The 16286-nt window shown below is 46.6% G+C and carries 13 protein-coding genes; 2 read left to right on the top strand and 11 right to left on the bottom strand.

From position 1 onward, the window contains the following. Positions 1-121: 121 nt before the first annotated feature. Both Q8P28_02705 and Q8P28_02710 read right to left on the bottom strand, forming a co-directional pair. A complete protein-coding gene (locus tag Q8P28_02705) occupies positions 122-880 on the bottom strand; it encodes a hypothetical protein (GenBank protein MDP2681704.1) in 759 nt (252 codons plus the stop codon). Between the two features lie 103 nt (positions 881-983). After that, positions 984-2177: an IS256 family transposase gene (locus Q8P28_02710; protein MDP2681705.1), complete on the bottom strand. Its 1194-nt coding sequence runs from the start codon at positions 2175-2177 to the stop codon at positions 984-986. A 201-nt stretch (positions 2178-2378) separates the two neighbouring features. Between Q8P28_02710 and Q8P28_02715 the strand changes: the two genes are divergently transcribed. Then, on the top strand, positions 2379-2672 hold the full coding sequence (locus tag Q8P28_02715; GenBank protein MDP2681706.1) for a hypothetical protein: 294 nt from the start codon (positions 2379-2381) through the stop codon (positions 2670-2672). Positions 2673-2807: 135 nt separating this feature from the next. Further along, positions 2808-3344, top strand: coding sequence for an HPF/RaiA family ribosome-associated protein (locus Q8P28_02720; protein ID MDP2681707.1), 537 nt, complete (start codon positions 2808-2810; stop codon positions 3342-3344). 53 nt (positions 3345-3397) lie between these two features. Here Q8P28_02720 and Q8P28_02725 read toward each other — a convergent pair whose 3' ends face one another. From Q8P28_02725 to Q8P28_02765, 9 genes are all read right to left on the bottom strand, one after another. After that, a complete protein-coding gene (locus Q8P28_02725) occupies positions 3398-4186 on the bottom strand; it encodes a DUF1499 domain-containing protein (protein ID MDP2681708.1) in 789 nt (262 codons plus the stop codon). 239 nt (positions 4187-4425) lie between these two features. Beyond that, on the bottom strand, positions 4426-5388 hold the full coding sequence (locus Q8P28_02730; protein ID MDP2681709.1) for a dipeptide ABC transporter ATP-binding protein: 963 nt from the start codon (positions 5386-5388) through the stop codon (positions 4426-4428). A 136-nt stretch (positions 5389-5524) separates the two neighbouring features. Continuing rightward, positions 5525-8596 carry an efflux RND transporter permease subunit gene (locus tag Q8P28_02735; protein ID MDP2681710.1) on the bottom strand — a complete coding sequence of 1024 codons (3072 nt, stop codon included), beginning with the start codon at positions 8594-8596 and terminating at the stop codon, positions 5525-5527. Then, positions 8593-9822: an efflux RND transporter periplasmic adaptor subunit gene (locus Q8P28_02740; protein ID MDP2681711.1), complete on the bottom strand. Its 1230-nt coding sequence runs from the start codon at positions 9820-9822 to the stop codon at positions 8593-8595. Before Q8P28_02740 ends, Q8P28_02735 begins: the two co-directional genes overlap by 4 nt. A 104-nt stretch (positions 9823-9926) precedes the next feature. Next, positions 9927-10091: a hypothetical protein gene (locus Q8P28_02745; protein MDP2681712.1), complete on the bottom strand. Its 165-nt coding sequence runs from the start codon at positions 10089-10091 to the stop codon at positions 9927-9929. Beyond that, entirely contained in the window at positions 10091-11056 is a 966-nt protein-coding gene (locus Q8P28_02750) for an ABC transporter ATP-binding protein (protein MDP2681713.1), read from the bottom strand. The genes Q8P28_02745 and Q8P28_02750 overlap by 1 nt, the downstream gene beginning before the upstream one ends. A gap of 50 nt (positions 11057-11106) precedes the next feature. Then, a complete protein-coding gene (locus Q8P28_02755; protein ID MDP2681714.1) occupies positions 11107-14376 on the bottom strand; it encodes a type ISP restriction/modification enzyme in 3270 nt (1089 codons plus the stop codon). A 3-nt stretch (positions 14377-14379) separates the two neighbouring features. Then, positions 14380-15249: an ABC transporter permease gene (locus Q8P28_02760; GenBank protein MDP2681715.1), complete on the bottom strand. Its 870-nt coding sequence runs from the start codon at positions 15247-15249 to the stop codon at positions 14380-14382. Next, positions 15246-16220 (bottom strand): ABC transporter permease, encoded by a 975-nt coding sequence (locus tag Q8P28_02765; GenBank protein ID MDP2681716.1) that lies wholly within the window; start codon positions 16218-16220, stop codon positions 15246-15248. Before Q8P28_02765 ends, Q8P28_02760 begins: the two co-directional genes overlap by 4 nt. Between the last annotated feature and the right edge of the window lie 66 nt (positions 16221-16286).

A 16286-nucleotide genomic window follows, 5' to 3' on the forward strand; every position in this document is an offset into this window, starting at 1 on the left:
GCAAGTCTTACTGCTTCTTCCTTAAACTGCTTATCGTATTTCCTGTTCACTTTCCTTTCTTGCATTTCACACCTCCTTAGGTTATATGATTCTACTATAACCTAACCCTTTGGTGTGTCCACTATTTCGGGGGAGGTGCAAAAATGAATCCTTCCCATACAAAGAACTTTCCGTCTTTGTCATTACTATCAGCCATTCGCCTATAGTTTAGGTGCATTTCTTTTGCTTTCTTTTCTAAACCTGCCACTGGCATTCCAATAACTACCAGTTGATTAAATGCCTCAACCTGCTTTTTTGCCCACTCTACCTTCAGTTCCGCGTAGATGAAAAGAATACAGGTAAAAATTATGAAGGCGAGAACAGCTTTAGCGAAGAACTTCAATACTCTGCGCAGAAATGTCGGTTGTGACTTTATCAGGGGCTCATGGTTCATTGCGTTGCCCCCGAATTCACGCACTATATCCGTTAAAGACCCACGATAGCACCAGACAATCCAGCAAATGAAATAAAGCGCCATAGATACCTTTAAATTTTCCCATCTCAACATTTGGTTGCCAACAGCGGAATGATAAAGCCAATAAACCCAATCTACAGCAAACATCGCTGGCACGAGAGCAGCCACTACACGTAAAGGCCACGCATGAGGTCTAAATCGAATTGAGTTGTATATCGTAATCACGCTCCAAGGTGCAAAAACATACGTAAGCCCACCCATGATGAGGCTGATTCCTACATCCCAATCACATATGTCGTAGTACACCGCACCGTAGAGGAGCCAGAGCATCCCTATGCCGAAGGTGGCAAGTTTCCAAGGGCGCCGCAATTCGCTGAAGTATTTCCTGTCGGGCAGGAAGGTAATTAAGATATTCTTTTCTGTCATTTTGTTTCTTTTGTTGCACAACCAATTATTGACCAGTTTCTTGACTTTATCGGAATTCTCATGCCGTGTCAAACAAGACAACAAACAAGAAAACAAGGTAATGTCAATTATTATGTGTCAGTAAGAAAGGGGTATTAGTTCCCTCCTTTTTGTTTTCATAGGTAAATACAGCATACAGTATTCTTTCCATACTCGTTCTGTCGCTGAACACACCCATAGGTCTTGTCCTTCTCCTTACCTCTCTAAACCTCCTCTCTATTGCGTTCGTCGTCCTTACAGCTTTCCTTACAGGTTCTTCCTTGAATCTAAAAAAGGTAAGAAGAGCATCAATATCCTTTCTTAAGCAAAGAACTGCTTTAGGATATATCCTCTCCCATTTATCGGCAAATACCCTTGCGCTGCTTCTTGCCTTCCTTTCATCCTTTGCCCTGTATATCCTCCGAAGGTCTTTCTTTACCTCTTCCGTATCCTTCTTCTTTACCTTGTTAATGATATTTCTCATCTTATGCGCCCAGCATCTCTGGATTGGAATATCAGGATATACAGTCTTTAGGGCTGCAAGAAGCCCTTTGCCTCCATCAACACATAGAACATCTGTTCCTTCTCCGAGAAGTCCTCTCTTATACAGGTTTGTAAGAAACCTCTCCCATTCAGCCTCGCTTTCGCTTCCTGCAATATAAAAGTCTATAACCTCTTTCTTTAAATCATGCCGTATACCTAATGCTACAAGGACAATCTTCTTTATTGCCCCAACTCCTGTCTTTTTTGTTAGCACAACACCATCAAGGATTATGGCCTTATACTTATCCGCAAGTCTGCGCCTGTGAAATGCCTCTACTGCCTTGTCAAGGGTCTTGGCTACTATTGATACAGTGGATGGGCTTATCCTCTCTCCCAGCACGCTTAATAGCGCTTCGCCTACTTTGCGAGTGGATAGCCCAAGAACAAAACAACCCAGAATCATCTGGTCTATATCTGGGCTGCGTCTTGCATATGCCTTGAGAACAGATATGGCGCTGAATGTCCTTGTCCTGGGAACATCCAGCTCTATATCTCCAAGCCCTGTTAGAAGATGCCTTGAGTAATAACCGTTCCTGCGGTCATAGATACCTTGATTGGATATCTCAAGGAACTGCCGTTCCAGATAAGCAGCCATCCTGTCCTCTATTACTTGTTTAACCGCCTTCCTGCCTTCTTCCTTCCAATCGTTCTCTTTCCACTGGTGATAGTCAATATTCATTTCCTTGACTATCCTTACTGCCTGTGCATAATTCTCTATTGTGGCTCTTTGAGTCATGGGGTATCCTCCTTTTGTTTTGGTATTGGCTTACCATGGAGATACCCCTTTCTTGCTTCTGACACAAGAAATAATACATTACCATTTTTATAACAAACTTGACAACCGGCAAAACCATGCTACAATAATTTTCGTTCAAAATACATTAACCCCATAAGCCCTCACCGGAAGGGAGGCGGGGAAGTATTAAGGAGGCAGGACATGAAACGACACATGGCATTAGGTTTATTTTTAGCCATTTTTATGGCTATGGCATTCAGCCTGGCGAACCCCGCAGCATCCTTGGCAGTGGGTGAAGAACATGCAATAGAAGGGGTGAAACATGCAAAAGAGGGTGTAATGCATCTAAAGGAGGCTATAAAGCACCTTGAAGAGGGTCTCAAGCAGAATAGCAATCCTCATGCAAAATCGGCTATGGAGCATGCAAAAGAAGCCGTCAATCACGCTGAACAAGCAATACTCCATGGCGAGGAGGCTTCTGGAAAGAAAAAATAATGGGGTTAATTGCCTTATAATCAACAGCCCTGAGGGGTTTCATAACCTTGGGGCTGTATAGTTTTTAGAGTATATGCAACAATGAACCTCCCCGCAGCAAGCTGCGATATATTAAAATTTAAGAGAGGTCTAAATATGAAAATAGATTTGCAAATCACTGCCCGCAATTTTGAGATTACTGAGCTTATAAGAGAACAAATCAAGGAAAGAGCGGAAAAATTAGACAGCTTTTATAGCCGCATTATGCGCTGCAGGGTCGTGGTGGAGGTTCCTCATCACCATAAACATAAGGGTATTTTGTATGATGTTCATATCTACATAACAGTGCCTGGCGGAGAATTGGCAATAAAACGCGAGCCGAATGAAGATATCTCTGTGGCAATAAGGGATGCCTTTGACGCAGCGCGCCGCCAATTAGAGGACTATTCCAGAAAACAGCGTGGTGATACAAAACGGCACGATGAAATTCCTTCTGCCATGATAAGCGCCATATTTCCTGACAAAGGCTACGGCTTCATCACTACATCGAATGGCAGGGAAATATATTTTCATGAAAACAGCGTGCTGAACAACGAGTTTAAGCGCCTGAAGATTGGCGCAGGGGTGCATTTTGCGGAAGAACAAGGAGAAAAAGGACCGCAGGCCAGCACTGTAAAGGTGATAGGGAAATAAAAGTTTACACCCGTCATATACAGTCAATAAGCCCAGCCCTATGGGCGGGGTTATTAACCCACTTTTTTCAGGAATTTCTGTATCCTCCTTGCGTTGGTACCCACATCGCTTATACCAACCCTTGAGACTGATCGGATGTCAATACGGCTCCCGGCTCCTTCGGATATGATTCTCACCACAATGTCATCTTTAAATCCGAACCAGTATGTTGTATCAGTTGCCTCTATGCGCCCCTCTGCCTGATTTGCTTCAACGATCTGCCAGCCCATATTAACTGCCGCTGAGACAGCCCTCTGAAAGGCCTCATCCGGTGGAACAGTAAGCGCCAATGGACCTATGTCCGGGTAGCCGGCACGCTGTTGAGCGGCAATCTCCCTGCCTCCGTAATCTGATGGATTGAGCGCATCTCTTCTCATGGGAAGGATTGCCTTAAAAGATGGAGGATTCTCTGTATCCGTAGTGATGTCATGAATCCTCGGAACAGTCTGAGCCTTTATCTTCCACTGCCACAGGGTTCCGGCAACAGGAAGGGTGATGAGCAGGCCTGTCAGCGCAATAGCAAAACTCAACCGTGCACCAATGAACCCTGACCAGGCACACCCGAGCAGCGACAACCCTGCCGCAACAAGGCTTGCATAACCGCTGTATTTAAGAATAGCAAGCCCTGTCCTGAAATGCCACCATCCCCAGCGGCTGCCGAAGCCTGCCAGTATAACAGCAGATACTGCCAATATCGATATGAAAAAACAGATGAATACTAAACCGGTAAGCGCAGTATATCGCTGATTAGGTCGTCCTGTTGTAGCATTTGGTTTCCCATTTGTGTATATATCTTTGGGCATATTTGTTTAGGCACAGCGCTGGTCTGAGCATTTTGCAACTGCTCCTAATCACCGTGGTGACATTTTTTTTGCATTCTGTTTAAGAATATAGACTCTTGTAAATTTATAGCACAATAAATCAATAGTGCAAGCAATAAAATTGAGCGCCGTGTCCTTTCTCCATGCAGGATCGACTGGAAAGAGTCGTGGTCTTTGTGAAACAGATGAGCAGTGGCAACATTATAGAAGGTTTTTATTAATCAAAGCGGGAAATGGCAGGCAGCCAATCTACTATCCCGCCTTGGCATTAAAAGAGGCGCTTCTATTCTGCACCTCTCCTGCGCATATATACATCTTGTATGAAATACGCACCCAGACGGCGGATTTATGGGGCTTGGTATCTCACCTTTAAGTATAATCCTTTTCTTCTTTTTATTTGGATCTGGTATTGGAACTGCTGATAACAGCGCTTCTGTATATGGATGCACAGGATGGCTGTAGATTTCTTTGGATGTCGCTATCTCCATAATCTTTCCCAGATACATGACTGCAACCCTGTCGCTCAGATATTCCACAACCCTTAAATCGTGAGCAATAAAGAGGTATGTCAGGTTAAACTCTTTCTGCAAATCCTTAAAGAGATTTATAATCTGCGCCTGGATTGAAACATCAAGAGCAGAGATTGGCTCATCTGCTATAATAAACTTCGGGTTCAGTGCAATTGCCCTGGCAATACCGATCCTCTGCCTCTGTCCGCCGCTGAATTCATGGGGATAGAGCGAGATGGAATTCTTTGGAAGGCCGACAATGTCAATAAGCTGCTTGACCTTTTCTGTTTTCTCCACGCCTTTCGCTATACCATGAATGGTCAATGCCTCTCCTATAATCTCTCCAACAGGCATCCTTGGATTAAGAGATGCGTAAGGGTCCTGAAAGATAATCTGCAAGTCCCTTCTTACGGATTTAAGCTCCTTTGATTTTAGATGGGTTATATCTCTGCCATCAAAGATTATATTGCCAGATGTCGGTTCAATAAGCCTTGCAACAACACGGCCAAGGGTAGACTTGCCACATCCGCTCTCACCAACAAGGCCGAATGTCTCCCCTTTTTCTACGGAAAGACTCACACCGTCAACCGCATAAACAACCCCGTCGGTTTTCTTAAAAATACCGCCCCGTGCAGGAAAATACTTTGTGATATTATTTAGTGTGAGCAGTGGCATAATGTAATCTGTTTTCCCCCTTTACACATGTTGCTCTTTGGAAATGTAGGAATACACAGCAGGGATCACATACAGGGTCAGGGCGCTGGCGAAGGACATACCGCCAACAACGGCAATACCCGTATAAACGACAGCTTTAGTCATCGCCAGCCAGCTTAAGTGGCCCGCTTCCCGAAAAGCGATCAAGGTAGAGGTATATCACAGGTGTGATGAAAAGTGTGATCACCTGCGAGAACAACAATCCACCTACTACTGCAAGACCCAGCGGCTGACGCAGCTCGGCACCAGCGCCTAAGCCCATGGCGATAGGCAGCGCACCCATCATCGCCGCCAAGGTGGTCATCATTATCGGGCGGAAACGCAGCAGACATGCAGTTCGGATTGCCACACTTGGCGCCATTCCTTCGTTGCGTTGGGCGTTAATCGCAAAGTCGATCATCATGATGGCATTTTTTTTGACGATACCGATTAACATCAAAATGCCGATCATAGCGATAATCGAAATATCCATGTTAAACAGCCACAACATTGCCAGTGCGCCGACTGCGGCCGAGGGCAGCCCGGCAAGAATCGTGATCGGGTGGATATAGCTCTCGTACAAGACACCCAGCAGCACATAGATCACCACTAGCGCGACGGCGATCAGCATTACCTGGCTAGTCTGCGAGGACTGGAATGCAGCGGCATCGCCGCTGTAGCTGGTGAGAATGCTCACTGGCAGATTGAGTTCGTGCTTGAACTGTTCTATGCGCTTGGATGCGTCGCCCAGTGCCGTGCCAGGCGCGAGGTTGAAGGAAATAGTGAGTGCTGCAAGCTGCCCAGCGTGATTGATCGAGATTGGTCCCACTTCGCGCTCGACGGTCGCAACGCTCGATAATGGAACCAGAGTGCCGTTCTTTGCGCGCACATATATTTTGTTGAAGGCGCTCTCGTCGGTGCGATCTTCGGCAACAGCCTGCATGATGACCTGATAGCTGTCGCTGGAAGTGTATATCGTCGAAACCTGGCGCTCGCCGAAAGCACTGTAGAGTGTAGAACGGATATCCGCGATCTGCACACCCAGCAGGTTGGCCTTGTCGCGGTTGATATTGAGGCGCGCCTGTAAACCCTTCAGCTGCGAATCGCTGGCAACATCGCGGAAGATCGCGTCCTCGCGCATGCGCGCCATCAGGCCATCGGATGCTGCACGTAGTTCTTCGGCGCGCACGCTGCGCATGACATACTGATAGCGGCTCTTGCTGATACGGCTGCCAAGCCTGAGGTTTTGAATGGGGTTGATGAAAACATTGACACCTGGGATGACGCGCACATCACGGCGCAAATTTTCGATCACCTTGTCCATAGGCGAACGCTCGCGGCGCAGCTTGAGATCCATGAACAGGCGCCCGCTGTTGTTGTCGCTGGCGTTGACAACGAGCGTATCAACAGCTGGATTGGCGCGAATCACATCGCCCGTACGTTGCAACAGTTCGACCATGGCTGGAAAGGAAATATCCTCGACCGCCTCCACCGTAATGATAGCCTGACCGATATCCTCATTGGGAAAGAAACCCTTGGGCAAGAGCAGGAACAGAGCGACGGTAGCGACGAAGGTGCCGACCGCTATGCCAAGCACCACACGGCTGTGGCGCAATGCCCAGTCAAGCAGGTGTTCGTAGAACGTCCGCATTTTGGTGAATGCATAATCGAACCATGCTGTCCATTTCAGGACGCGCCCTTCGGTCTCATGCTGAACCAGATAGCGGCTGGCCAGCATTGGTATCAAAGTGAGCGACACCACGGCCGACACGAGAACAGCAACTCCCACCACAGCAGCGAACTCATGGAACAGCAACCCGATCACGCCTGGCATGAAGAAAATTGGGATGAACACCGCCACCAGCGAGAGGGATATTGAAATGATGGTAAAGCCCATTTCTCTCGACCCTTGCAGTGCGGCCTGCATCGGCGGTATGCCTTTCTCTACATGGCGCACAATATTCTCGAGCACCATGATGGCATCATCCACCACCAGTCCGACCGCAAGGGTGATGGCGAGCAACGAAATGTTGTCAAGGCTGTAGCCGAAGGCGCTCATGAAAGCCACCGTACCCAACAGCGAAATAGGCAGAGACAGCGCCGGAATGAATGTGGCGCTAAGCTTGCGCAGGAATAGGAAAATCACCAGCACGACAAGGGCGACGGTTATCATCAGTGTGACCTGTACGTCGTGAATCGAATTGCGGATTGACTCCGAGCGGTCAACGCGCAGCTTGAGTTGAACCGACGACGGCATTTGCGCGATGAGCTTGGGCAACGCCGCCTTGATCTTATCCACCGTAACAACGGTGTTGGCGCCCGGTTGGCGCTGCACCGAAAGCGTGATGGCACGTTCGCCGTTAACCCAGCTTGCTGTCTTCACCGATTCCACGCTATCTTCGACCACCGCAACATCTGAGAGTCGCACCGGATTGCCGCCGGGGGCTATTGCTACAACCAGATTGGCAAATGCGGCGGCCTTGCCAAGCTGGCGGTTGGCCTGGATGATGAGCGTTTGGCGCGGCCCTTCTAACGTGCCGACAGGGGTGTTGGCGTTAGCGCTGCGCAATGCATTTGCGATGTCATCAACAGTCAGGTTGCGCGCCGCAAGCGCATCAGGACGTACTCGAATGCGTACGGCATATTTCTTCTGCCCGTTTATGTTTACCTGCGCTACGCCGGCAAACGTGGAAAGTGTCGGCGAAATAAGATCACTGGCGAAGCTGTTCAAATCCGATAGCGGCATCGAGGGTGATGTCAGGGTAAGGAAAATGATTGGTGCGTCAGCTGGGTTGACCTTTTGATAGGATGGCGGCGTGGTCATTTCCGTTGGCAGCGAGCGCTGCGCACGAAGCAACGCCGCCTGTACATCAATGGAGGCGCTGTCAATATTACGGTCCTGATCGAATTCCAGCGTGATCGAGGTGTTGCCCAGCGTGCTCGTCGAGCTGATTACGGCCAGGCCAGAGATGGTGGAGAACTGGCGCTCGAGTTGCGTGGCCACCGAAGAGGCCATGGTTTCCGGACTGGCGCCGGGGAGCGTTGCTGTAACCGAGATGGTTGGGGTATCGTAAGTAGGCAACGCGGCAATGGGTAAGCTGCTGTAGGCAAGGATACCGGCAACTACAACGGCTGCCGACAACAGCACCGTCATCACCGGGCGACGGATGCACAACTCAGAGATGTTCATTGCTTGCCCACGATGTTGGTCTTCGCGCCGCCCTTGTTAGTGTTCTTGCCGTGGCTGTCTTCCATACTCTGTCCTCTGTTTTCTGACTCGACCACCACACTGCCCGGCCTGAGGTTCTGCGCCCCTTCCACAACGACGCGCTCGCCAGGCGCAATACCCTCAATCACTGCAAATCCATCCTGGATCAAGATTACATTGATGGGCAGCGATGTTACCTTGCGGTCTTCCCCTATCACGTAAATAAATTTCTTTTCAGGCCCGGTCTGTACCGCTTGCACAGGAACCGTTACTGCGTGGGTAAGTGTACGCGGCGCAAGTGTTACCGTGACAAACATGCCCGGCCAGAGGCGATTCTCCACATTGGGAAACTCTGCCTTGAGACGAATGGCACCGCTTGCCGTATCCACAGCATTATCAACAAAGACAAGGCGTCCCTTCAGGGCGGCTGGCTGGCCTGGTAAATCCAGCTTTGCGTGTACAGGCACTTCGCCTTTAATAAATGCCTGTTGTAAATCCGCAAACTCGCGTTCGGGCAAGGTGAAGCTGACATTGATGGGATTAATCTGCGCGATGCTTACCAGCGCAGCTCCGTTAGGCTGCACCAGGCTGCCAGGATATATTGCAATAGCACCAGTGCGCCCGGTGATAGGGGCGGTGATTTCGCTGAAACTACGCGCCACACGACTCACTTCCACGGCAGCCTGGTCAACCGCAAGCTGGCCGCGCAATCCATCTACCTGGTTCTGCGCCACATCAAGCGCAGCCTGTGAAATGAACTCCTGCCGGAACAAATTGCGCAGACGTTTAAGATTCCGTTCGGCGTTCATCAGGTCGGCGCGATCCTTGACCACCTGTGCCTCGGACTTGCTGAGATTAGCATTCTCGGTACGCATATCGAGCGTGAATAAACGGTCGCCCTTGCGCACGAACTGTCCCTCCTTGATATACACAGCCTTGATTGTGGCGCTGATCTGTGGATGCACCTCAACTGTTTGCATGGCAGTTACCGTGCCGTTGGCAATGAGCCTTACTGAAACATCAGTCTGCGCAACCAGGGCACTCACTACCTGAACCGTGATCGTTCCCTTAGCGCTGGTTGCAGTGCCCTTGGCGCGCCATACCCAGATGCCGCCTGTGGCCAACGCTATGAACAGAATTGCGGCAATAGCAATCCACCTTTGCCGCTTGCCGTGCACCGAAGCTTTTGTTTGGGACATGACTTCCATTTAAAAACCTCGCCTGAATCTCTTATTTGTAGATATTAGCTGGCAGGAGATGTTTTTGCAACCAATAATCCAAAATAAACCTCCTGAGACATTTTAATTACAGCTTATAAAACATTCATGCTGCTTTCAGTCTTTGAATATATGTTTTCCAGTATGACAATGGCATCGTCAACAACCAAACCGAATGCAATGGCAATGGCAATGCTTTGCTCTACTTCTTCAATCGACGTCCTGATATATTTATTACCTTCACTATAGTATTCGTACATTATTGCGCCTTATAACACGCCGCCCAATGCCCTTTTTTAACCTCCAGCAGTTCCGGCTCATGCTCTGTGCAGCCTGAGTCTCCCTTCGGACATCGGCCATAGAAGCTGCATCCGGGAGGGAGATTTATAAGCCCCGGCACTGTGCCTGGGATTGTTTTCAAAACTCCGTCTGTCCTTTCTATTGTTGGCAGAGAATCGAGAAGTCCGATAGTATATGGATGCAGCGGCTCTGCAAATAAAGTTTTTGTATCAGTGTATTCTACAATCTTCCCTGCATACATCACCGCAACATTATCTACTGTCTCTGCAACAACACCAAGGTCGTGGGTAATAAGAATCATTGCCATATCAAACTGTTTTTGCAAACCTTGTATCAATTCCAAAATCTGCGCTTGAATTGTAACATCAAGCGCGGTTGTAGGCTCATCAGCAATGAGCAAGCTTGGGTTGCACGAAAGCGCCATTGCAATCATAGCTCGCTGCCTCATGCCGCCGCTCATTTGATGTGGATAGTCTTTAATTCTTTTCTCAGGCGATGGAATGCCCACAAGCTTAAGCATCTCTGCGGTTTTATCAATTACCTCTCTTTTATTCAGATTTTGATGCAGAGAAATGGCCTCTGAAATCTGATTGCCGATGGTCAACACAGGATTGAGGGAGGTCATGGGTTCCTGAAATACCATTGCAATCTCAGCGCCACGTATCTTCCGCATATCATCTTCAGAACACTTGAGCAGGTCTTTATCGTTATAGAAGACCTCACCCTTTACAATCCTGCCCGGAAAAGAGACAAGCCTCATGATTGAAAGCGCGGTAACGCTCTTTCCGCAGCCGCTCTCTCCCACAAGACCGATGGTCTGACCTTTATCAAGACCAAAGCTCACTCCGCGCACAGCCTTGATCTCGCCAGCATCGGTGAAAAATGAGGTGTGCAGATCGGTTATTTTGAGTAGAGGGTTTGGCATAGTGTTTTGGTTTTCAAACCTTAAGGTTTGAGTTACAGTAACTCAAGGCTTTAGCCTTGAGATTTTTCAATCTCTGTATATATGCTGTCTATCTTATCCTGAATCTCTATTGTTTTCTTAAGGACAGCAACTATCCAGCAGTAATGTTTTATATCATCAAGAGACAGCGCCCTGTCTTTTCTATCCTTGAGCCATTTATCCAGAACCTGATAGCCGCCGATCCGGTATTCCCAGACCTCTTGAGAAATGCCCTCAAAATACTGGTCTTTGTTTATGTAAACAACCCCCTGACCCCCTTTGTTAAGGGGGACAATCCTTAATTCCCCCTTTGTTAAGGGGGATTGAGGGGGTTGTTCATATTTCGGCTTTTCAACTTTATTATCTCCTTCGCCTTGAAATCTGGCAATGGACTGGCCGAGTTCCTCTGGTTTCAGAAGATGCAGTTCAATAAGCCTTTCGCCGTATTCTCCTATCTTCTTAAACAGTTTATAATCATTTGTAAAAGGAACTCGTGGAAAATCTATCTTCAAGAATTCAGCATATTTCTCACGATAGATGTTTGAATAAAGAACTGCATAAATGTAATAGAAAATTTCTTCAGGGGAAGGAGCTTTTTTAAAAGTTTCTTTCAGTTTTTCAAAAAGTTCCTGAGATATATTCGGCTTCTTTGCCAGATAATCTGCCTTTGGTTCAAAGAGCATCATTACACTGCTTAAAGATTTCTTCTTGGGTTTATCTTTAGGTTGATAGAGGTAAAGGGGGAAAAGGTAATTTATTTCGGTTGTTTTATTTGAAACAACGCAAGATTCAGCAATCGTATTACAAACAAATGTATGATAAAAACTCGTACTACTTTGCTGTCTGCATGTTAATAATCCTAAATTCTCTTGGAGCATATGGTGCATGACCTCCCTTCGCGGACGTTCAATAAGCGCATCATGATAGAAAACCCACCGGTTGTCGAAAGGACGGTACAAAATTCTTGTAAAATCTTCTTCCCATTTATCATCTTTCCTGACTGTTTCCCGTGTGTCTTCAAGTTTCCAGTTGGATTTGTCTTTCAGGTTATAGGTTTGTTGCATGATTTCATCAGGTATTTTTTTATCCCTGAACTGCATTATTCTTCTTTTTAAAGCATTCCTGTCAGAGTCAATCACAAAATTGTCTCTTGCTGTAACTATCCCGACGCTGTTTACAGGAAATATATCCGTAATTTTAGGATAGGTTTCATACTGTTTTAAAAGCCCTTCATCTCTCGGTATAAAGAGATAAAATTCTGTTTTGGGATTTATCTTCTTCCACTTTGTTGTATTTATGTCATGTTTATCAAGATAGTTATATTTATCTTTTCTCTCTCCCCATATCTCAGAATGGAAAACTTTGCATTTGTGTTTTTTGGGTTTTTCTTCAACTTCCTTTTCTGTAAAAATATCCATTTGCGGCGAAGGTGCGAACATTGGATAAATAGGCTCTTCTTTTACCTTCTGTTTTTTTATGAACAGTGAAATCGCAACACCCTGCCGGATGTCAAAGACATTCTCATCTTTTGAGCCATCAGGACATTTTTCTTTTTTGAGGCTGTTGCCGTGAAGGTCGAGTAGATAAATCTCGTCAAAGCTCTGCATCAATGAATGCCGCATCCCCCTGAATGTCGGATTATCCAGATAACTGTGATTCGTGATAAATCCTAAAACCCCTTCGCCAGCCTGATCTATCTTCCACTGGGCAAACCGTATGAATTTCACATAGTCATCTTGCAGCCACTTTGGATTCTTTTCGCCAAGAGGTTTGCCGTCAACCTGATAGTATGCCTTTATCTCTTTTGATATCCAATCTCCGATATTGGTTGAATGCCCAGAGTAAGGCGGATTGCCGAGTATTACAAGAATGGACTGTTCCTTCTTGACAATACCTGCCAGATGCGATTCCTCTGAAAGCGATGCCATGCCGGGAAGACTCGTCTGCTCAAGTTCCTCCATTTCTAATGTATTTGTAAGGAAAAGGTTGAATCTATCATCATCTTTAAGTTTGCAACCAAGTTCTTCCAGCAAAAAAGACATCTTTATATGTCCGATTGCATAAGGAGCCATCATCAGTTCAAAGGCATAGAAATTTTGAAGGATATACTCTCGGATAAACTTTTCTTTTGCTCCGTCTCCGTATTTGTAGATAAATTCTTCCACGGCGAGCTTGCTTGTTTCGGCAAGAAAGGTGAGTGTGCCTGCAGCCGGATCCAATACGGTTACGGAACCTGATGCAAACCCGTCTCTTTTTTCAAAATATTTCTTCAGGATATTGTGCAGAGAACGGACAATATAAGAAACCACAGGCTCTGGCGTGTAATAGACGCCTCTCTTTTCCCGCGTCTTTGGGTCATATTCCGCAAGAAATGTCTCATAAAAATGGACAATGGGGTCTTTGCCTTTATGTTTGTTAAAATACTCATCAAGTATCTTATAAACATTTGTTGTAGCCAGAACATCTGATATGTCATCAATAATCCATTCCATCTGCCGGGGCAGATCGCCCAGTGAGATGAATCTGAATACATCCCTTAATATGCCTATTGTCCGTGGAATCTTATCGTATGCGAGTTTTCTGTTGAAACCGTTTTCTGTGCGGGTTCTGGCAGCAAAGAGGCCGTAGGCAATGGTTTGCGAATAAAGGTCTGCAAAGTCTTCCTTTGTCAGCCCGCTTATAAGATGCTCTTTAAACGCCTTATAAAAACCGAGGATGTTCCCTTTCCCCTTTTTTTCTTCTTCTTCCAACTCCTGTGCAATCACCTCATCCTTTAAAAAGCGCGTCCTCTTTGCAAGCTCTACTGCCAATGCTCTGGCATCATAGACCTTTGGCAAGGAAAAAGAGAAGAATTTTCCCAACAGATTGCAAAAATCTTTTTCTTTCTCAACCGGCGGGACTGCCTTGAGTTTGTGAATGACAAACGGCCGCGCAATCTGGGCTTTATCAATCAACTGGCCGTTGCGGTAAAGTCTGAATTCAAAAAAGTTGGTTAATATAAGATTGGGAAAGGTATGAAGGTAACGTTTTAACTGCCCGGTTTCTTCTATATGGTCTAAATATTCAACTGTCGGCGCCTTTGCCTCAATATACCCTACTATCTGCTGTTTTCCATCCCATATTCTGAAATCAGGATTTCCGGCATCGGTTTTTTTAGGCAGGGTTGTAATGTCTACATTTTTCCTGTTTATTGAGTCAGCATAATTTGTTAGAAGCTCCTCAAGGCATGAGTAGTAGCTCTCTTCCCTTGCATCGCCTCTATTTGTAATATCAGATACGCGTTTAAGATATGATTTCAGCATGAATTATATTTTCAGCCTCGGGTCTATAGAATCCCTTATCCCTTCCCCCAAAAGATTATATGCCAATACTGTTACAAATATGGCAAGGCCAGGAAAAACAGAAAGCCACCATGCAATCTCGATATTATCTTTGCCGATTGTGAGAATATTCCCCCAGCTTGCGGTGGGCGGCTGGACGCCTATGCCAAGAAAGCTCAATGCCGATTCTACGAGAACAGCGCCTGCAATTCCCAACACCGCTGACACAAGCACAGGTGACATGGCATTTGGAAGGATATGTCTGAAGATAATCCTGAAATCGCTTGCGCCCAGCGCCCTTGCCGCAAGCACAAATTCCCTTTCTTTCAATGACAAAAACTCTGCCCTCACAAGCCTTGCCACACCCATCCATGATGTGAGGCCGATTACAATCATTATGTTCCAGATACCCGGCTCAAGCATGGCAATGACTGCAAGGATTAAAAAGAATGTTGGGATGGCCAGCATAATGTCAACAAATCGCATTATGACGGTATCCGTCCATCTGCCGTAGTAGCCTGATAATGCGCCGAAGATGATGCCTGCTAAAGTGGCTATACCCACAGCAACAAAGCCCACTGCAAGGGATATCCTGGAACCGTAGATTACGCGGCTTAAAATGTCTCTTCCCAAGTCATCTGTTCCAAAAGGGTGTTGGAGGCTCGGCGGCTCAAGCACATGCTTCACATCTATTACATCTGGGCCATGTGGAGCAATAAATGGAGCAAGTATGGCAACGGTAAAAAGTATAAACACAATAACCCCGCCAAAAACCGCAAGCCGGTTCTTTTTAAACCTGCGCCAGAAGATATACTTTAAACTTCTGACTTCTGACTGCTGACTGCTGACTGTCATCTCGCCCTTATCCTCGGGTCCGTCAGAGCATACCCTATATCCGCCAGCATATTTCCCAACAATGTCAATATTGCTCCGATGGTTAATATGCCCATTATTACAGGATAGTCCCTCATCATTACAGATTGATAAAAAAGCTGGCCCATGCCCGGGATACCGAATATATTTTCAAATATTACGCTGCCGCCGATGAGCCCGGGGATTGAAAGACCAAGCAGGGTTATCACAGGAAGCAGTGCGTTTCTAAGGGCGTGCTTGTATATAACCTTCCTTTCAGAAAGCCCCTTTGCCCTGGCAGTAGTGATGTAGTCCTGCCTTATAACCTCAAGCATGTTGCTCCTCATGTATCTTGAAATGCCAGCAAGCCCTCCAAATGCCTCCAGTGTAACAGGCAATATCAGATGGCTCACGCTGTCCCATATCTTGTTTATAGCAGACAGGTTTTCATATCCGAGGGATTTCAAGCCTGATACGGGAAGCCAGTGCAGATTAACGCCAAAGAGTATCATAAGGAGCAATGCGAGCCAGAAAGTTGGAATGGCAAAGCCAATGAAGACAAGCATCGTCGTAATCTTGTCGTAAAGAGAATATTGATGAACAGCGGATGATACGCCTATGGGTATGGCAATGGCAAAGATTAAAACAAGGGCAAGGGAGTTAATCAGTATGGTAATAGAGAGTCTTTCTTTGATCTTTGTCCAGACAGGCCGCCTGTCAGTGGAAAACGAATCGCCGAAATCAAGTTTTGCAACCCTCTTAAGCCACATTAAATATTGAACATGGATGGGCTTGTCAAGATTGTAGTATTTTGTAAGCCTTTCCCTTGCCTCAGGCGTCATCTTCGGATTTAAATCAGCAAGCACATCCGTGGGCTTGCCGGGCGCAAGCTGGATTATGAAAAAGGAAATGATGGTAATCCCAAACAGAGTTGGGATCATCTCAAGGAGTCTTTTTAAGAGGTAGGTTAGCATCTTATGCACTTGCGGGAGCAGGTTTGCAACCTGCTCCCTGAATTCCGTGATTACTTCTATATGAAC

This window comes from Deltaproteobacteria bacterium, from assembly GCA_030690165.1.
Lineage (GTDB): Bacteria > Desulfobacterota > GWC2-55-46 > UBA9637 > UBA9637 > JACRNJ01.